Annotated in this window: 17 protein-coding genes; 12 read left to right on the top strand and 5 right to left on the bottom strand. The window is 51.2% G+C overall.

Going from position 1 to position 19,135, the window contains the following annotated elements:
* Window positions 1-119: 119 nt before the first annotated feature.
* Window positions 120-1,163 carry a hypothetical protein gene (locus PAECUDRAFT_RS12390; RefSeq protein ID WP_006038447.1) on the bottom strand — a complete coding sequence of 348 codons (1,044 nt, stop codon included), beginning with the start codon at window positions 1,161-1,163 and terminating at the stop codon, window positions 120-122.
* 336 nt (window positions 1,164-1,499) lie between these two features.
* On the opposite strand from PAECUDRAFT_RS12390, the gene PAECUDRAFT_RS12385 reads away from it, so the two are divergent.
* The 11 genes from PAECUDRAFT_RS12385 to PAECUDRAFT_RS12335 all read left to right on the top strand — a co-directional run bounded on the left by PAECUDRAFT_RS12385 (window position 1,500) and on the right by PAECUDRAFT_RS12335 (window position 15,212).
* Window positions 1,500-3,686 carry an NAD-dependent epimerase/dehydratase family protein gene (locus tag PAECUDRAFT_RS12385; protein ID WP_006038446.1) on the top strand — a complete coding sequence of 729 codons (2,187 nt, stop codon included), beginning with the start codon at window positions 1,500-1,502 and terminating at the stop codon, window positions 3,684-3,686.
* Window positions 3,676-4,578: a hypothetical protein gene (locus PAECUDRAFT_RS12380; protein ID WP_006038445.1), complete on the top strand. Its 903-nt coding sequence runs from the start codon at window positions 3,676-3,678 to the stop codon at window positions 4,576-4,578. The genes PAECUDRAFT_RS12385 and PAECUDRAFT_RS12380 overlap by 11 nt, the downstream gene beginning before the upstream one ends.
* Window positions 4,575-6,404: a DUF2194 domain-containing protein gene (locus tag PAECUDRAFT_RS12375; RefSeq protein ID WP_006038444.1), complete on the top strand. Its 1,830-nt coding sequence runs from the start codon at window positions 4,575-4,577 to the stop codon at window positions 6,402-6,404. Before PAECUDRAFT_RS12380 ends, PAECUDRAFT_RS12375 begins: the two co-directional genes overlap by 4 nt.
* A 2-nt stretch (window positions 6,405-6,406) precedes the next feature.
* On the top strand, window positions 6,407-7,822 hold the full coding sequence (gene pelF / locus PAECUDRAFT_RS12370; protein WP_006038443.1) for a GT4 family glycosyltransferase PelF: 1,416 nt from the start codon (window positions 6,407-6,409) through the stop codon (window positions 7,820-7,822).
* A gap of 3 nt (window positions 7,823-7,825) precedes the next feature.
* On the top strand, window positions 7,826-9,274 hold the full coding sequence (pelG, locus tag PAECUDRAFT_RS12365; protein WP_006038442.1) for an exopolysaccharide Pel transporter PelG: 1,449 nt from the start codon (window positions 7,826-7,828) through the stop codon (window positions 9,272-9,274).
* 25 nt (window positions 9,275-9,299) lie between these two features.
* The gene (locus PAECUDRAFT_RS12360; RefSeq protein ID WP_006038441.1) at window positions 9,300-11,033 is read left to right on the top strand and encodes a CotH kinase family protein; all 1,734 of its coding nucleotides are present in this window, start codon (window positions 9,300-9,302) and stop codon (window positions 11,031-11,033) included.
* Window positions 11,034-11,055: 22 nt separating this feature from the next.
* Window positions 11,056-11,763, top strand: a complete 708-nt coding sequence (locus PAECUDRAFT_RS12355) for a polyphosphate polymerase domain-containing protein (RefSeq protein ID WP_006038440.1) — start codon at window positions 11,056-11,058, stop codon at window positions 11,761-11,763.
* Between the two features lie 29 nt (window positions 11,764-11,792).
* The gene (locus PAECUDRAFT_RS12350; protein WP_006038439.1) at window positions 11,793-12,476 is read left to right on the top strand and encodes a DUF4956 domain-containing protein; all 684 of its coding nucleotides are present in this window, start codon (window positions 11,793-11,795) and stop codon (window positions 12,474-12,476) included.
* A gap of 171 nt (window positions 12,477-12,647) precedes the next feature.
* Window positions 12,648-13,382, top strand: coding sequence for a DsbA family protein (locus PAECUDRAFT_RS12345; RefSeq protein ID WP_006038438.1), 735 nt, complete (start codon window positions 12,648-12,650; stop codon window positions 13,380-13,382).
* Between the two features lie 3 nt (window positions 13,383-13,385).
* Window positions 13,386-13,844, top strand: coding sequence for a disulfide oxidoreductase (locus PAECUDRAFT_RS12340; protein ID WP_006038437.1), 459 nt, complete (start codon window positions 13,386-13,388; stop codon window positions 13,842-13,844).
* 198 nt (window positions 13,845-14,042) lie between these two features.
* A complete protein-coding gene (locus PAECUDRAFT_RS12335) occupies window positions 14,043-15,212 on the top strand; it encodes a PP2C family protein-serine/threonine phosphatase (protein ID WP_040712468.1) in 1,170 nt (389 codons plus the stop codon).
* A 56-nt stretch (window positions 15,213-15,268) separates the two neighbouring features.
* On the opposite strand, the gene PAECUDRAFT_RS24670 is transcribed toward PAECUDRAFT_RS12335, so the two are convergent.
* The 4 genes from PAECUDRAFT_RS24670 to PAECUDRAFT_RS12315 all read right to left on the bottom strand — a co-directional run bounded on the left by PAECUDRAFT_RS24670 (window position 15,269) and on the right by PAECUDRAFT_RS12315 (window position 18,304).
* Window positions 15,269-16,540 (bottom strand): magnesium transporter CorA family protein, encoded by a 1,272-nt coding sequence (locus tag PAECUDRAFT_RS24670; RefSeq protein ID WP_006038435.1) that lies wholly within the window; start codon window positions 16,538-16,540, stop codon window positions 15,269-15,271.
* A 157-nt stretch (window positions 16,541-16,697) separates the two neighbouring features.
* A complete protein-coding gene (locus tag PAECUDRAFT_RS12325) occupies window positions 16,698-17,471 on the bottom strand; it encodes a sigma-70 family RNA polymerase sigma factor (RefSeq protein WP_006038434.1) in 774 nt (257 codons plus the stop codon).
* Window positions 17,468-17,947 (bottom strand): anti-sigma B factor RsbW, encoded by a 480-nt coding sequence (gene rsbW / locus PAECUDRAFT_RS12320; protein ID WP_006038433.1) that lies wholly within the window; start codon window positions 17,945-17,947, stop codon window positions 17,468-17,470. Before rsbW ends, PAECUDRAFT_RS12325 begins: the two co-directional genes overlap by 4 nt.
* 21 nt (window positions 17,948-17,968) lie before the next feature.
* Window positions 17,969-18,304 carry an STAS domain-containing protein gene (locus tag PAECUDRAFT_RS12315; protein ID WP_006038432.1) on the bottom strand — a complete coding sequence of 112 codons (336 nt, stop codon included), beginning with the start codon at window positions 18,302-18,304 and terminating at the stop codon, window positions 17,969-17,971.
* 218 nt (window positions 18,305-18,522) lie between these two features.
* Here PAECUDRAFT_RS12315 and PAECUDRAFT_RS12310 point away from each other — a divergent pair, with 218 nt between their 5' ends.
* Window positions 18,523-19,089, top strand: coding sequence for a general stress protein (locus PAECUDRAFT_RS12310; protein ID WP_006038431.1), 567 nt, complete (start codon window positions 18,523-18,525; stop codon window positions 19,087-19,089).
* The last annotated feature ends 46 nt before the right edge of the window (window positions 19,090-19,135 follow it).

Here is a 19,135-nt window from a genome sequence, read left to right as displayed (position 1 = left end):
GGCCCGCATGCTTCATACAGTGTATGTGGGCCAATGGCGATTCGGAACCGCCGGTTCGGTCATTGGCAGCAAAACAAACAGCCTGATGCGATGGCATCAGGCTGCGTTCATTCAGCTGTTTATTCATAGACCACGGTGACCGGGTAATCGTAGAAGTGCTCGCCAGGCAGCGAATGCAGCCGGAAGTCTCTCGAAGCGAAGTCGCAGTCGTTATATTTGGCTACATAGGCGACGTTCGTCGTGTAATAGTCCATGTAATTTAAGATATAGGGCATCTCTCTTAATGCGTTGTGAGAGTTGGCGGCAGTACTATATTCCTTGGGCGCAATGCCGTATCCGTCCAAAGAGAAGATAGCGGCGGCGGCTTCGTTTGCCCGGAAAAACTTGCGGACGGCATCGCTCGAATACTTGCCATAGTCGATCGGGCTGATGCTCATCAGCTTAACGCCGAGCAGGTTGCGATACATGAGCGCTTTATCCATTTTGGAACGGAACCCGGTGCCGAACACGCTTTTTTGCTCCTGATTCGGAATATCAACGGGCTGCAGCATGCTTTCCAGCAGGTAGAGATCGCCGCCGCCGATGGCTGTTTTCTCGCCTTTCGGATTGTACTTGGCATTAACAGCGCTGCTCATAATATCATCGGGCTTCCAAGCGTTTATAAACGCTTTCAGCGATTGGGAATGGACGTATTGAACGGCCTGATTCAGTCGCTTGCGCGTAACGCCGTAATCAAAGCCAGCGTCATCGAAGAAGATGCCGTCAGCGCCGGTCGTTTTCCAACGGACGGTTTTCTTCTGAATCGTGCTGATCGATAGATTGTCCGTTGTGACGCCTAGATCGATATAGCCGTAAATATGCACGCTTGGCTTGAGCTTTCGAACTTGTGCGATAATGCTGGCAGTTGAGTTGTGCGCTTCGTGTGTCGTTTCTTCTAGGCCGGCGCCAAGTACGATGTAGTCATATTTGGCGAATTGAAGCGCAGCATCCTCGATCGTGCCAGTTTCATTAATTTCGATCGGAATGCCGTAATAGATCATGAGGCGATATCCATTGTTGTTGCTGGCGGATACGGGTGTTGTGCTTGTAAGGGCGACCAGCAGGACGCAGAGCAGAAGCACGCTCTTCCATACAGTCTGTAAAGGTTTGTGCAGGGCTTTCATGGCAGACCTCCTTATGTCGGGCGCCGGCGTTGATCTTAAGTGTAACAATAATCTGTGTTTTTAATGATAGGTCTGTCGCCCCATAAATTGCAAGCCCATCTTCCGCCTATCTGTGTATGCAATAGCTTTAATTGTAACAATCTAGCGGCTGTTCGACGCTAAGTTGTAACTTTCTTCGCCATAATTGTCTATTAGTCTTGTAGGAATAGGGACTATTGTATTAGAATCTAGGTATGAATTATTTGTAAATCCATCAAAAGAACGGGAAAATCTGGACTCGCTTCTCGATTTGATCAATTTGCGAATAAATTAGGATATCGGGAGGGATCGGTCGTTTTGAAAATCCTCATTACAGGCGGTTGCGGCTTTATCGGCTCAACAGCAGCGGAGCGTTTTCACAAGGAAGGGCATCAAATCTATATTATCGACAATCTATCAGGCGGAGATGTGAACAACGTAACGGTTCCTCATAAGCTATATCCGCTTAATGTGGAGGACCGTGCATGCGATGTCGTATTTGAGAGCGTACGGCCAGATGTAGTCGTACACTTGGCGGCGCAGGTCGATGTGACGACTTCGATGAAGATTCCGCAAGCTGACGCGCAGACGAATATTATGGGCCTCGTCAACATGTTGGAATGCTCGCGGCGTCACGGCGTGAAAAAGTTTCTCTTCGCTTCTTCAGCGGCTGTATACGGCAATGACGAAGCGGTGCCGCTGGCGGAGGCGGTACAAGGCGAGCCGGTGTCGCCTTACGGCATCAATAAGAAGCTTGGCGAATACTATTGCGCCAAATGGCAGGAATTGTACGGGCTTCAGACGCTAGCCTTCCGATTCGCCAACGTGTATGGGCCTAAGCAAGGCGGAACGGGCGAAGGCGGGGTCGTTTCTATTTACATGAAACGAATGGTAGAGCAGCAGGAGCTGGTCGTTTATGGCGACGGCAATCAAACGCGCGATTTTATTTATGTGGAAGATATCGTGGACGGCTTATACCGGGGGGCGGAGAGTGACCTGACCGGCGTGTATAACTTGTCCTGCAATCACGAGATTAGACTGAATGAGCTGATTGATGCGCTGCAAGAGCTTGGCGACAGCATTAACGTGCGTTATGAAGCATCGCGAGAAGGCGATATTTATCGTTCATCGCTTGATAATACGAGAGTGAAGCGCGATCTGGACTGGGTGCCGCTGTTCTCGCTTAAGGAAGGGCTGGCGAAGACATACAGCTGGTTCCTTGCGAATGCGCCGACGCGCGTGGAGAAGGCTGCCGTGAAGAAGAAGCAGGCCAATTCGGTAAGGCTTCTGAAGAAGCTGCGCCCATATGGGGAAAACCTGCTTGCGTGTATTGCTTTGTATTTGCTGATCAATCACGGCCCGAGCTGGCTAACCGATATGAACGTTGATTTTAAACTGGTATATATCTTTATTATCGGCGTGCTCTATGGCAGCAAGCAGTCGGTTATTTCCGCTGTGCTTGCTTCCGGCTTATATTTTGCAGACAATCTGCAGAACGGTCGCGAGTGGGTATCCCTGCTGTATGACCCGGAAGTATTATTTATTTTGGCCTTATACTTATTTTTCGGTCTTGTCGTTGGGTTCGTCTCGGACAAGCATAAGCGCGAAACGGTTGAAATCGGCCAGAAGCTGCAGGTCGAGCAGGAGCGCTACGACTTCCTGAACACGGTGTACAAGGATACGCGTTATGTGAAGGACGAGCTGCAGCGCCAGCTGATTGGCAGCAAAGACAGCATCGGCCGCATTTATAACATTGTCAAAGAGCTGGAGAGCCACGAGCCGGAGGATGTCGTATCCTCATCGATTCATGTGCTGGAAAACTTGTTGGAGACGAAACAGATCTCGATTTACGCGGTGAATCAGACGGATTACTTGCGATTGATGATCAAATCAGGCAATGAGGAGCTGCTGCTTCCGAAGACGATTCGGATGTCGGAGCACGGCTGGGTGAAGAAGGTTGTCGAGTCGCAGACGATTTTCGTCAATCGGACGATGTCGTCGGAAGCGCCAATGATGGCGGCCCCAGTTATCAACAACGGGGTTGTCGTTTCGATTATTTCGATTCATGACGTCAACTTTGCCCGATTGAACTTAAACTACCAGAACGTATTCAAAATGACGGTGGAGATGATTTCGAACTCGTTGGCGCGCGCTTTCCAATTCGTCGGGGCGACGAGCGCAAACCGTTACGTTGGCGAAACGCCAGTGCTTCAGGAAAATTGGTTCCGACAGGTTGTAGAGAGCAAGCTTGCAGCCAAAAAACAGCATAACGCCGAGTTCGTTCTGCTTACGATTCAGTCGGATGAAAAGCAGTCTGTGCGCCATGTGGTCGAGCGCGTTGCCGATACGCTTCGCGAATCGGATTATATCGGGATGATTCGCAACGAAATCGTGCTTTTGCTTAACAACTCGAATGAGGCCGAAGCTGCGATTGTTATTCGCAGACTGGAGAAGAACGGCATTACGGCACGTGTCCTAAATGGAGAAGAAGCTTATGCTGGATAACGCTTTACTCGTTTACTACATCGTTGCCGTCGTATACAGCGCCTATCGTCTTATACGGAGAAATGGCGAATTTGCGATCGGAATCTGTCTTACGCTGCTGCTTCCGTTCGGCGGGATTCTGCTGTCCTGGCTGACGGAGACGCTGCGCAGAAGGTTTGAGCCAGACACGAATCTGGAACGGTTCAAAGCGCTGACCGAGCTCGAAGAGGATATTCGGGAACGCATCTATCAGCAGGTCGACGTCCAGAAGGAAACGAACATCGTGCCGATGGAGGAAGCGCTTGTCGTCAATGATCATATGACGAGGCGCCGGCTGCTGCTCGATATGCTGAAGGGCGATATCGATGAGTATGGCTCGCTTCTTGAGCAAGCGGTCAATAACGAGGATACCGAAACGTCCCACTATGCGGTGTCTGCCGTGTTGGAGATGAAGCGCAAGCTGCAGGTCAAGCTGCAGCAGGCGGCCGTGGAATATGATCGCCAGCCGGACAACCTGGAAAGTGCAGCCAAGTATGCGGGCGCGCTGGGTCGGCTCATCGCTGGCGGGTTTATGGACATACGCACGAAGCGCGGATATTTGTCCTCGTATACAACAGTATTGGATAAAATCATGAGCGCTGGCATTTACGATGAAACGATGTTCGCTAACAAAATAGACTGTGAAATGGAGCTTGGCCAATATGAGCGGGCGATTGAGGATTGCGATAAATTCCGTGAGGTGTATCCGAACAGCGAGCAAGCTTACTTATCCTCCTTGCGGGTTTATTACGAGCTGAAGAGGCGCGAACGCTTCTTCGGTTTGCTGGAGGAGCTCAAGGCGCTGCCGATTCGCCTATCTCATGATACGCAGAGCGTACTACAATATTGGACGGGCAGTGGTGTAGCAGGATGAAGAAAGAAAATTTTAAACTGGGCAAACAAATTTATATCATTTTGCTGTTTATGCTTGTGCTGGGCTTAGTGCTGCAATTAACGCGTTCACAGGCGCTGCTCCGCGTAGGCGGCAAGAATGCTCCGCTTGTGGATGCAAGTCAGACATCCGAGCAGCAAGCGCTGGCAGCCAGCGACATAGAAGCTTTGCATGAGCCGACGTATGTCATCGTTACAGATGAGTCGAATACGTATAGCGTACGGATTAAGGACAATGTAGAGCAAACGCTCAAGTATATGAAAAAGCCGTTTCGAACGGTCGATTACAAGCAGTTTAACGGACCGGGCAGCAAGCAGGAGCATGTCATTATAACAGTGTCGGCATTGGATCATCTGACGAACAACGATTGGCTGGAGACGTTCGTTCATGATGGCGGGCATGTCATGTTTGCAACTGTGCTGGAGCCTGACAATACGTTTTACCGCATTTATCGCAAGCTGGGCATTCGCGAAGCGGGCTTCCAAGCGAATGTGAAAGGACTTAACATTAACAGCGAAGTGTTCGGCAGCAGTAAGGACACCTCGTTTAATAGCGGCCTGATCGAGAATACTGCGATGCAGGTCAGGCTGGACAAAGGGACCAAGCTGCTGGCTGACTCGACCGAGCATGTGCCGATTTTATGGCAGCAGCCGTATGGCGAAGGGGAATTCGTCATGCTGAACGGGACGATGCTTCAGGAGAAGTCGAGCCGCGGATTTACGGCAGCGAGCATTAGCTTGATGGATGAGGACTTTATTTATCCGATCTTGAACGCCAAGCTAATGTATATCGATGATTTCCCAGCGCCGTTCAATAGTGAGATGGTAGCGGATTACAATCGCCCGTATTACAGATTTATTAAAGAGATTTGGTGGCCTGACATGATCCGCGCGGCCGCGAAGTTTAATTATAAATTTACTGGCGTTGTGATCGAGACCTACAAGGATGATGTCCAAGCGCCGTTCGAACAGTCGGACGATTCCATGAAAGACCTGATCATGTATGGTCGTGATGTGCTTAAAGGCGGGGGCGAGATCGGCATCCACGGCTACAATCACGAGTCGCTGGTGACCGATTCGAAGGTTAGCAGCAAATTTGGTTATAATGCTTGGCCGTCCTTGCAAGATATGGCGGAGTCCGTGAAGGCCGTCTCTGCTTTCGTTAAAGATGTTTTCCCTAATTACGAGCTTCACACGTATGTCCCGCCATCTAACGTTTTGGGTGCGGATGGCCGAGAGGCGCTTAAGCTTGGCTGGCCCGGGCTGCGTACCATTTCGTCCATGTACAGCGAAGATTTGGATCAGCTTTCCTATGTACAAGAGTTTGAAATCGCGAAGGACGGGATAGCAGAGCTGCCTCGGGTGACGTCTGGCTTTATATACGACGAGTTTGAGAAGTGGGCATCGATGAATGCCGTAGGAACCTTCGGCGTCTTCTCGCATTTCGTTCACCCGGATGACGTAACGGATAAAGAACGGAACAAAGATAAAACCTGGGATCAGCTTTATAGCGATTACACCAAATATTTGCAGCAAACGAATGATCAATTCGGCTGGCTGCGCCCGATGACGGCGACGGAAGCAACCAATGAGCTGGTGCGGTATACCGACAGCGATCCTCATTTCCAGCGGACGGAAAAGGGGATTACAGGCTACATTAACGGGTACACCAAGGGCGATTTCTATTATCTGCTGCGCAGCGATAAGGAAGTAACGAAGCTGGAGCATGCCGAAGTGACGCGTCTGAACGCAGGTATGTATCTTGTCAAAGCGACGGCGAAACAATTTACGATCGGATTGGATGGATAACGATGAAAATTTGTATCGTGGCGGAAGGTTCTTATCCTTACGTTACCGGCGGTGTGTCCAGCTGGATACACGCGCTGCTGCGGAGCATGCCCGAGCACTCGTTCGTTATCTATGCGATTGCAGCAGAAGAAGAGCAGAAGGGGAAATTCAAATACGAGCTTCCTCCGAATGTAACGGAAGTACGCGAGTTTTTCATGGACTCCTATTTGAAGGAAGAAGGCCGCTGGGGAGCGCGCGCCAAGCTGACGTCCGAGGAAGCGCATGCGATTAAGTCGCTTATCGGCGGAGACGAGCAGGCGGATTGGCAGCCTATCTTCCAAGCGCTCCTCAGCAAGAAGCTAAGCGATGCCGCAACCTTCCTGATGAGCCGGGATTATTACGATATTTTGAGTGAGCTTTGTGAAGAAAAATATAGTCAGGTGCCGTTCACGGAAATGTTTTGGACGGTTCGTTCGATGATTATGCCGTTGTTCATGACCGTTCGGAATTCGTTGCCGGAGGCGGATCTCTATCATTCCGTGTCGACGGGCTATGCGGGCGTTATCGCTTCCTTGGGCAAGCACATCTACAACAAGCCGATGGTGCTTACCGAGCACGGCATTTATTCCCGGGAGCGCGAGGAAGAGATCATTAAGTCGGATTGGGTTAAGGGCACGTTCAAAGACTTGTGGATTCAATACTTCTACACGCTTTCGAAATGCGCTTATCAGTATGCGGATGAAGTCGTGACATTGTTTAATCGGAATAAGGAAATCGAGATCGAGCTTGGCTGTCCGGAAGACAAAATCAGCATCGTCCCTAACGGCGTGAATGCTGCGGACTTTGACAACCTGCCGGGCAAGGCGGAGGGGGCACCGATTCGCGTAGGCGCACTCGTTCGCGTCGTTCCGATTAAGGATATTAAGACGATGATCCAAAGCTTCCAGCTCGTCAAACGCGAGGTGCCAAGCGCGACCTTCCACATCATGGGCCCTTACGAAGAGGACCCTGAGTATTACGAGGAGTGCTTGGCGCTAATTGACGCGTTCGGTCTTCAAGACGTGGAGTTTACGGGTAACGTTGATATTAAACAGTACGTCGGCACGATGGACTTGCTCGTATTGACAAGCGTAAGCGAAGGCCAGCCGCTGGCTGTGTTGGAGGGACTGGCGGCAAGCAAGCCATTCGTAACGACGGATGTTGGCAGCTGTAAGGAGCTGCTGTTCGGGGTGGACGATCCTTATGGACAAGCGGGATTCGTCGTGCCTGTCATGAACGCAGAGCAAATTAGCCGTTCGATCGTCACGTTATGCAAAAACGAACGGATGCGCAATGAAATGGGCGGCAACGGCCGCCGCCGAGTCGAAGCGCTATATACGCGCGACCGGTTTATTGACAGCTATAAAGCATTGTATAACCAGCTTGAGAGGAGGAGTTAAGAGATGGCAGGTATTGGTTTTGAGCTAAAACGGATGTATGCCAAGGATGGCTTGGTTAATAAGATCAAGGCATTCACTTATTCCTCGCTCGTCACGATTGGTCCGATGCTTACGTGCATGCTTCTTGTTGTAGCCGTGCAATGGCTGCAGCTGAGATATGATGTATCCTTCAACGATCGGGAGCTGTTTCAAGCGTCCATCGTTTATGCTTTCATTTTCTCGTACATCATCAGCAACGTGCTGACGCTTTATTTGACCCGATCGGTCTCCGACTTTATTTATCAGAACAAATATGAAGCGATTCTCCCTTCGTTCTATGGCAGCTTGAAGATCGGGCTGCTGCTCGGCGCAGTGCCCGCCCTGTTGTTCCTGGGCTTGTCGCCGCTTAGCTTGAGCTACAAGGCATCGCTGCTGCTCTTGTTTATGACGCTGATCGTCATCTGGTTTGAGGTCGTGTACTTATCTGCGATGAAAAATTACCGTCGGATCGGGCTCTCTTTCCTGGGCGGCGCGTTGCTGTCGATCGGCTTGTCATGGGTGCTTCTGAAGTACTCGGATTACAAGGATGCGGGAACGGTGCTGTTGGCGGTAGATGCAGGCTTTATGCTCACGGCCTCTGCGCTGCTCGTTCAGATCGAACGGTTTTTCCGGCTGCCAGCTCGCCAATCCGACTATACGTTCTTGGCTTACTTGACCCGATACCCGTCGCTGATTCTTATCGGCGCGTTAACGGCATTGGGGTTGTATTCCCACCAATTTGTCCAGTGGCTGGGCGACGCAGGCGTTATTGTAGCGGATGCTTTTCTCATGTCGCCTTCGTATGATTTAGCTGTCTATTATGCATTTATGTCTGCGATCCCTTCGCTCATTATGTTCGTTGTCTCGCTCGAAACGAATTTGTATCCCAAATACCGCCATTATTACGATCTCGTGCTGCATGGCGGCTCGCTTGGCGATATTAACCGCGCACGGGGGCAAATGTTCCAAGTGCTGACGCAGCAAATCTCGCTCCTCATGGGCGTGCAATTGTTCTTCTCGATCATTTCGATCGCGCTTGGCATTCGGTTTTTGCCGCTTGTCGGATTCAGCGCTTCGCAGATCGAGCTTTACAACATTCTCGTGATCGGATTTTTTGCTTATATCATCTACACGGTCATCACATTGGTTTTGCTTTACTTTGATGACCGCAAGGGCGTACTGTGGCTGGCGGTGCTGTTTTTGGCTAGCAATACCGGATTTGCCGTGCTGTCTGTCTTGTATGACAGCCAAGGCTTCTCGTTCTTCGCAGCCGCATTTATCTCATTGCTTGTCGCGTTTGGCCGGTTAATGCATGTGCTGAATCATATTAACTATTACACCTTCAGCGCACAGCCAGTCATTCACCGGGAGAAAACGAATCGGTTCTCGAAGCTGCTGCATGCAGCGCCTAAGCAGATGAGTCGACTGGATTAAGAAGGAAGGCAAGGAGGCAATAGAGTTGATTAGACCTAAATATTGGATAACGTTCGCCATTCTGGGCTCCTTGTTGGCAGGCTGCAGCGCAAGCGAAGGAGACGACCAGAAGGACGGCAAGCCGTCTGAGGTCGTTTCGAAGGGTGACTTGACGTTATCTAGCGGTGCAACCAAGATAGCGGAAAATCGGCACATCTATGACAATGACAAGGTTGATGAGGTAACGACCTTCTACGTAACGATCACGGATGACAACCTGACGAGCGAGCAGCCACTAACCTGGAGCAAGCTTAACAGCATTCAATATCCTGCGGACAATACGGACGATAAGAAAGTGAATGTCCTTGTCCAAGAGGGCGATGAGTCTGGCATCATTAGCGGCGTCGGCAAGCTCGGATACGGTGAGGACCACGCCAATGCGGAGATGTCCCTTCGCGGTAAATCATCATTGAACTCGAACCAGAAGTCTTACAAAATCAAGCTGTTCGACGATGCTGGCGTGTGGCGCAATCAGACATCCATCAACTTGCTGAAGCATGAGTTCGACTTCACGCGGGTGAGAAACCGTTTAAGCTTCGATTATTTCAAAATGATTCCTAATATGACCAGCTATCATATGCAGTTCGTTCATCTGTACGTGAAAGACGAGACGAGCGGAGCAAGCAAACCGGCGTTCGCGGATTATGGGTTGTACGAGCAGGTGGAGCAGCCGAATAAGCGTTTCCTTCGCTCTCATGGATTGGACCCGAACGGTCAATTGTATAAAGCGGAGAATTTCGAGTTTTACCGTTATCCCGACAAGTTGAAGAAAGCCGATGACCCCGCTTATAACAAGAGCTTGTTCGAAACGGTTATTAGCGTTGAGGGGAACAACGATCATGAGAAGCTGCTTCAGATGCTCGATGAGATGAATAACTTGTCGCTCGATTTTGACGAAGTGTTCGATCGGTATTTCGACCGCGACAATTATTTGACGTGGATGGCTTCTAATATTCTCATGGATAACATCGATACGATTACGCAAAACTTCTTGCTGTATTCGCCTCAAAACGGCACAAAGTTTTATTTCATCCCGTGGGACTACGACGGCGGGTGGGGCTTTAATGAATTCGATCATAAAGGCAAGCCAGGCGAAGCGAGGGCGCCATGGATGAGAGGGATCTCTAACTACTGGGAGACGACGCTGGCGAGCCGCTTCTTCAAAAATCCGGATAATGTGAAACAGCTGGAAGAGAAGGTCGATGAGCTGCGCCAAATCATTACGCCTGCGCAGACGAAGGCGCTTCTGAGCAGTTATCGCGGCACGGTTCTTCCGTTTATTTCCAGATTGCCGGACTTGACGTATCTGCCCGGCAAGTTAAGCCAGTATGATCAGGAGCTGGACCGCATCGCGGGCTTATCGGAAGTAAACGCAGAGCTGTTCAAGAAGCAGCTGCAGCTGCCGATGCCGTTCTTCATGGGTGAAGTTGCCCATCAGGGAACCCAATCGATTTTCCACTGGGATGCATCTTACGATCTGCAAGGCGACGATATCACCTATCAATTCATGGTAGCCAAAAATCCGTCCTTCACGAATCCGATTATAGAGCGGAAGAACGAGAAGAGCTCTACCATTACGCTCGATAATCTGGCCAAAGGACGCTACTTCTGGAAGGTCGTCGCGCAAGATAGTAAAGGAAACGTCATGCCGTCCTTTGATATCTATCAAGATACCGACAATGTAAATTATTACGGCGTTCGAGAATTTTATATCGATTAACGGTTAAGGGAGGCGTTCGGCGATGGAGTTTGCAGGAAAGAGATTGCGGCACGAGCTCAAATTTTTTATTCATCATCATGAATACATCGGACTGCGGAACCGGATCGGCACGCTGCTGTCGCTGGATCGCAATTCGATAGACGCGGAGGGCTACCATATCCGCAGCTTGTATTTTGACAACATGCATGAGTCGTCGCTTCACGATAAGATGAACGGTATTTTTGCACGAAAAAAATACCGGGTGCGCATCTACAACAAAAGCGACGCTACCATCAAGCTGGAGCGCAAAAGCAAGTATAACGACATGGTGGCCAAAGAATCGGCTGCCCTGACGCGAGAGCAGTTCGACATGCTTCGAGAAGGCAATTATGCGTTTTTGAAAGCAAGCGACCATCCGCTCATGAACGATTTCTATAACGATCTCGTGACGGGCGCGATGAAGCCATCGGTCATCGTCGATTACGTGAGGGAAGCGTATATTTACCCGACCAGCGATGTTCGGATCACGTTCGACAAGCAGCTGGAGGCAAGCCTGCAGTCGTTCGATATATTCGATGAGGACCTTGTAACGGCGGGCACGATCGAAGGCCCTCGCACGATTTTGGAAGTGAAGTATGATGCGTTCTTGCCTGCGATGATTAGCGATCTGCTTCAGCTGTCCTCGCATAATCGGTCCAGCATTTCGAAATACGGGATCTGCAAAGAGAAACGCAAGACGTTCGCACAATGATTATTAGGCTTGGAAGGAGATTCGCTTGAATGGAAGATACGCTGAATTTTAAAGATATTTTCAAGAAAAGCATGCTGGAGCTCGATGCCTTCAAGAACGTATCGTGGGTCGAGATTTTCTGGGGGCTGCTGATTTCGTTCCTGCTCGGCATGTTTATCTATTTCGTTTATCAACGCTGCTTCCGCGGGGTTGTGTACAGCCATAACTACAATGTATCATTCGTTCTTATGACGCTTATTACGACGTTGATCATTATGACAATCAGCACGAATATCGTATTGTCGCTCGGGATGGTCGGCGCGCTCAGTATCGTCCGTTTCCGGACGGCTGTGAAGGATCCGCTCGATATCGTTTATATGTTCTGGGCAATCTCCGTCGGTATCGCAACGGGCGCGAAGCTGTACCCGATTGCAATTTTCGGCTCGCTCTTTATTGCATTGGTCGTGTTCCTGCTATCTCGCCGCAAGGTGAAAACTGCGCCATTCCTGCTTATTCTCCATTATGAGGAGGCGCTGGCGGACGAAGGAATCAAGACTGCGCTGCGCAAAATGAAGTACACGCTGAAGTCGAAGACGATTCGCAAGCAAATGACGGAGCTCACCGTAGAGCTTCGCATCAATGCGGATAACACGGCATTCGTGCAGTCCATCTCCGAAATTCCAGGCGTTGCGGATGTTGCGTTAGTGAGCTATAACGGCGATTATGCGCCTTAAGCTGAAAACAATTACGCTTATCTGAAGCAAGGCGTTACCCATCGGGTGGCGCTTTTTTTATTTCAAGGCGATTTAACGACTCGTTCATAAGGTTCTTAATGTTGTTTTAAGAAAAGAACGTTATAATTAAAAGTAACTGTACCAATTTAGAGACTTGGGGGGATTGTTCAGATGGGACAAGCAGCAAACCGCGTTGACCGCAAGGAAGTGCGTTCGCGCAGCAAGCAGCGCCAGAAAAATATGCAAAAGCTAATGTGGGTGACAGGCGGTGTGTTGATCATAGCGCTTATTGTGGCGGTTGCATTCCTAAAGCCAGCCGATAAACAAGCGGATCCGAATTCGTTTGATTTTAATGCGATGGCTACGCTTGGAAGCAAGGATGCGAAGGTTAAGATCGTCGAGTTCGGCGATTTCAAATGCCCTGCATGCCAAGTGTTCAGCCAAGACGTAGAGCCGCAGCTTAAAGCGGAATACATTGACAAAGGCCTTGTATCGTTATCATTCATGAACTATCCGTTTATTGGTCCGGATTCGCGGACAGCCGCGCTTGCAGGCCTTTCGGTTTACCATCAGAATAATGATGCTTTCTGGAAATATTATGACGCGCTTTACAAGAATCAGCCGAATGAGAGCGAGATTTGGGCGACGCCTGATTATCTCGTTCAATTGGCGCAAAGCGAGAAGCTAGACATCGACTTCGACAAGCTCCGCAGCGACATCGAGAACGAGACGTATGCTGACCAGCTGTCGGATCAGATGTCGCGCGTTAAACCGCTGGGCGTAACCGGCACGCCGACGCTCTTCGTGAACGGCACGAAGGTCGGGGGCGCGGATGCGATGAAGTATGATGCGGTAAAAGCCGCAGTCGATAAAGCACTCGCAGCGGTGGAGGAGGCTGGCAAGTAACCGATGGAAAATAATCAGCCGTCCTTCTTTTATACGTACGGGTTGTATATGGCTTGGATCGTAGCCGTAGTTGCAACTGGCAGCAGCCTGTACCTGAGTGATGTATTGGACTACACGCCATGCAAGCTATGCTGGTTCCAGCGTATCTTTATGTACCCGCAGGTCATTCTGTTAGGAATCGCAGCCTATCGGGGCGACCGGCGGATCACCGGCTATGTGCTTCCGCTCAGCATCATCGGCGGACTGATTTCGATTTATCATTACTTGGAGCAGAAGGTACCGGGGATGGCTGACATTATGCCGTGCACGGATGGCGTTCCTTGCAGCGAAGACTACTTGGATTACTTCGGCGTCATTACGATCCCATTGATGGCGCTCGTCGCCTTCATCCTGATCACAGGCAGCCTATGGCTGACCAGACGCGCATCGCGTCACGAGGATATGCAAGCAGATGCTGAATAAGAACGATCCCAGCTGTCATCTCGGATGACGCTGGGATTTTTTGTTGGAAGCAAGGGCTGATATGGCATATCCTAACGCTGATTCGATGCGCGGGGGGCGGGGTATAAGAAGTAGGACGCGGTGAATCGGGAACAATGGAATGAACGGATAGGAGACGAGGGTGCGATGAAGGGACAGGAACGCAACGGGAGACGGCATATGCGAATAACAATCGTTGACGATAATGCGATGAACGTGACAGTCGTACAGGAAATGCTGAAGCGGGCGGGCTACCAGAACATTACGACGGCAGCTTCGGCGATGGAGCTGTACGAGCAGCTTGGGCTGGATGAGGAAGGCAATGATCCGCAGCATCACGCGGAGGACCCCGGCGTGGATTTGATCCTGCTGGACATGATGATGCCGCGCATTGACGGCATTACGGCATGCCGAACGATTCATGGTCTAGAGCGGTTAAAAGATATTCCGATCATTATGGTGACGGCGATCGGCGATTCCAAGAAGCTGGCGGAGGCGCTTGATGCAGGGGCCACAGACTATGTGACGAAGCCGATTAATCGAGTCGAGCTGATGGCGAGAATCCGTTCTGCGCTTCGCTTGAAGCAAGAGAAGGATTGGCATAAGGAGCGGGACCGCCGCCTGCATGACGAGCTGCAGCTGGCACGCGAGGTCCAATATGCGGTGCTGCCGAGTCGTCTTGAAAATGAGCAGGTCGTCATCGATGCGATCTACCGCCCGTCGGAGGAACTGTCCGGTGATCTCTACGCGTGGCATCGCATCGATGAACATCGATATGCGGTCGTCGTCATCGACGCGATGGGGCACGGGATTTCATCCTCGCTCGTCTGCATGTTTATTGCTTCGATTCTGAAGGAAGCGATGAGCTCGTTGACCGATCCGGACAAGGTGGTTTATGAGCTGAACCGGCGTGCGATGCAGCTGAATTTCTCGGATCAGCTAATTCACTATTATTTTACGGGCATCTATATGGTCGTTGACCTGGCGAACGGCGTGGCGGAGTATGTGAACGCAGGACATCCACCGGGCTTGTTGCTGCGCAGCGGAAGCGCGGAGGCCGAATATTTGACTGGCGGAAGCCCGGCAATCGGGATATTCGACGGGATAACCGTAACCAAGCAGACGGTATCCATCGGTGCAGGAGATCGTATCGTATTGTTTACCGACGGCCTGCTTGATCCGGTCGATGATATTCAAGAAGAGCAGCCGGGCGAGAAGCTTGGCAGGCTGCTCGCCAGCTGCACAGGCGAAGCCTTCGCAGAGCAATGGGAGGCGAAGCTTTTCGGAGAAAGCGAGTCAGAACAGAAGTGTGCGGATGACCGGTGCCTGCTATGGGTTTCGGTCCAATAATGAATCAAGAGCCTCGAGAAGACTGCTGCCAGTCATCCCGAGGCTCTATTTATCAATCAGCTGCGTCCGCGCGGTTTATCGATCACGGAGTGCTCGGAAGCCGAGCCGGACAGCAGGACCTTCGTAGAAGGGGAGCGTTCATCTATCTTTTTTGCTTTCGATGACCGTCTCTGTTGTCGTTTGCTTCGTTTTTTCCGCGGTTGCTTGGCTGCATGCTCTTGGCTTGGAAGCTTCGTATTCAATAGGTCGCCCGTCCAGCCTTTGCGCCAAAACCATAAGTAGATGCCGGCCGTGCACAGAATGACGACAAGGCACATGCCGATAAAGCCCCAAGGCTCGTCCGACCAAGGCAATTTGCGAAAATTCATGCCCCAGAGCGTGCCTGCAATCGTCGCTGGCATGAACAGGACCGTGAATATGGTGAGCGTCTTCATAATATCGTTGCCGCGGAAGCTGGAGATGGCATCATCCATTGAGATTAACGTATCAATCTCAGCCGCGTACGCGGCCAGCAGAGAACCGATCCGTTCGAGCTTATGCTGAAGGCGAATATGCGCATCCGTCTCCGCTAACGCGCCTACGAACGTCTCCTGCATGGCATCAAAAAGCTCTTTGATCGGCATATAGAGATGGCTCCAATGAAGCAGATCATATCTCCGGTCAAAAATCGCTGTCATCAAGTTCATCCGATTGCGTTTTCGCATGGCATGCTCCAAGTGGCTCAGCCTCGCCTCAAAGCCGTCAAGCCCATGATGAAGCGGCTCAAGCAGCGCGCTGAGCGCTGTCAGGAAAGCCTCGCCGCCAGTGGCGCATTGATTAAGCTGCGTATCCCACGGCGCTTGCTGCGTACGAATCGATAGCCGCCAATCCTCATGAATGGTTACGAGCTTCTGCTGGGTGACCCAGAAGCGCAGAGGCTGAATGTCCGCCTTGTCAGATGTTTGCTGGATAAGAAGCGACCCATATAAGACAGACTGCCCATCGTCAAGGCGATGAACAACGATATGATTAGAGCTCCGCTCAAAACAGTCATCCAGCCAAGCTGCACATTCGGGCATCCGCTGCTTTAACGCCAGCAAGCGCGCATTAGCCTCCACACGATTAAGCTGCGATTGCGAAGCCTCAGCTTGAACTGTGCCGCCAGCTGCGGCTGCCTTGTTTGCTCCTTGCCGTTTAGAACGCGGCGGCAGCTGTGAGGAGGCGGGCAAGTTCTCCTCACGGTCAATCCATGCTATGTCAGGCGAAGGCAGCGCCTGCTCCGGCTCGAACGGCTGACGGAGCTGCAGCCATTCCCAGCCGGACGGAAACCGAAACATTCGTTCATTCATACTAAGCCTCCCGCCGATCCCTTTTCCCATAACCGTCAAATTTCTACTCCTACCATCATACCTTGAACCGAACATGGGGGCAACCTGAAGCAGAACGAATGCAACAGCACAACGCACCGATATCGCCAATAAGGCAATAATCGGTGCGCTTTAGGAACTATTCATCCTGCCCGCCGTTCTCGGACAAGCTTCGTTTGAGCTTCTCGATCGCTCGGCGTTGAATCCGCGAAATGCTCATCTGCGAGACGCCAAGCTGTTCTGCGATGACACGCTGCGGCTCGCCATCCTCGAATACCAGCTTCAATACTTGCCGTTCCTCAGGCTTGAGAGCAGCCATTGCCGCTTCGATATCGAGCTTCTTGTCAATAAGGCCGAAATCATCCAACGGGGAGCCGATCAGCTCGCCAAGCGTTGTCGTGCTTTCTTCCTCGGAGATAGGCGTATCGAGTGAGACGTAATGATACAGGTCGCGTCCTCCGAGAATTTCGACGGTTTCTTCGACGGTAAGCTCCATCCGCTCAGCAATCTCCTCGACTCGAGGGGAGCGCTCCAGCTTGACAGTAAGCTCGTCGATCGCTTGCTGGACGGCGATCCCTTTTTCCTTGATTCGCCGCGGAACTTGAATGTACCAGGATTTGTCGCGCAAATAGTTTTTCATATGGCCGATGATGCTCTTCATCGCATACGGTTCGAATTGCACGCCTACCGACGGGTCATATTGGTGAAACAGCTTGAGCAGAGACATCTGGCCGACCTGCACCAGATCCTCGAAGAGATCGGGGCGATTGCGGGCGATTTTGCCTGCAGCCATCCTGACCATGGGCGCGTGTCTTTCAATCAGAATGGTTGCTTTGTCGTTATCCGGGCTTTGTTGATAATCCGCAATCAGTGCCGTGCTATCTTGCAGCGACTTTGATGGCTGAAGGGTCATGCAAGCTCGCCGCTTTTAGTAAGTCGTTTGGTCATCATGACTTGCGTTCCCGCGCCGCTGAGCACCTCGACCTGATCCATAAGCGCTTGCATCAAATATAAGCCAAGTCCGCCGGCTTCAAGCTCGCCGATCGATTTTCCGTGCAAGGATTCCGCCTTGCGTGCAGCTGCGGCAGCATCGAAGCTGTTGCCGTCATCCTTCACGACGATGGACAATGCATCTGCTTGTTTAATAAAACGAATTTCAACCCGCGGCTCCGGCGTCTGCACATGCAGCAGCTCGCCGCTTGCCAAGTCGCCGTAAGCATGCAACACGGCGTTGTTGCATGCTTCTGACAATGCAACCTTCATATCTTCGATTTCCTCGAAGTTAAAGCCCATTTTGCTGGCAATGCCATATAGGGACAGGCGAACCAAATCCACATATTCGGCTGCTGCGGGCACGAACATCGTTACGACTTCTTCTTTCACATTCATCGTATTAGGTGCTCCTCTCAGCTAGGATGAAGTGCCAGCATTCAACAAGAATGGCGTAATGCCGGTCATATCGAATAGCTTGCGAATATTCGTTGGTATCGCTTCAACGACGAACGGCGCATTTTTGGCATGGCGGGCCTTGAGTACGGATACGAGTATGCCGATGCCTGTGCTGTCAATGTAGCGCAGCTCACGCAGATTAAGCGCTAATTCGCGGTCGGTCAGCTCGACCAGAGGAGCCATTGCAGCCCGCATTTGCGAAGCGGACTCCAGATCAAGCTCGCCATTCACATAAACGGTGCATTTGCCCTCCTGATTTTCCGTTCGCAGATAGAATTTCTCAGGTGCTGTCATCATCAAACCCCACTTCCCTATAGTTTCCCTCTACCTATTATCTATGAAATAACCATAACCGCAAATAAGGCATTATGAAACAGGCAGCGGTTAGGTGGCTATTGGCAATTCAGCGCTGCTGGCACCCATGGTCGGATAGAAGCATGAGTCAGGGGCATAATGTAATCAATTATTATTCGCTTCTTGGCTGGTTGTCCGGCCGAGGATGAGGAGGTCTTCATATGGCAAGCAAAATCGGGATATTCGAGACAGAAGCGCAGGCGACAGCAGCAATCCAGCAACTTCTGCAAGCCGGCTTTACGGAAGGCGATATCCGTGTGATCACGAAGGATAAGTTCCACTCCCGCATGCTGGAATCGGATAGCGGCGTCCATGTAGACGAGCTGCGCGATTTGATCGAAACGCTTCATCATGATGCAGACGGCGGTTTGGACAATGGCGCGATGCGGCAGAGCGCGCTTGCTGGCGCCTCTGTAATAGCCGTTGGGACGCCTTACGGCGGCCTCTCATCTGCGGGTGCGATTCCGTTCGCAACAGCAGCTTATCTGACCGCCTCCACGTTGTCCGTGGAGGATAGCAGCGCGAATCGGGCGCTGAGCGCGCTTGATGTCGAGCCGAATCATCTGGATCGCTGCAGAGAAGCGGTAAAAGCGGGCAGGGCCCTTGTTGTTGTTTCGACCTCCGATAACAAGTCGCTGCTTGAGAAGGACGGCGGGCCCGATTTATCAAGACTCGGCAATGCAGAGGCCGTATTCCGCTTTAATGGGGCTGCTGACATTTTATTATGAGTTGCAACAGGCCGTCCTGATCATTCGGGATGGCCTGTCATTTTGT

Source organism: Paenibacillus curdlanolyticus YK9, from assembly GCF_000179615.1.
Lineage (GTDB): Bacteria > Bacillota > Bacilli > Paenibacillales > Paenibacillaceae > Paenibacillus_T > Paenibacillus_T curdlanolyticus.
The sequence above is the reverse complement of the archived record's forward strand: the minus strand, read 5'-3'. Positions and strand labels throughout refer to the sequence as shown.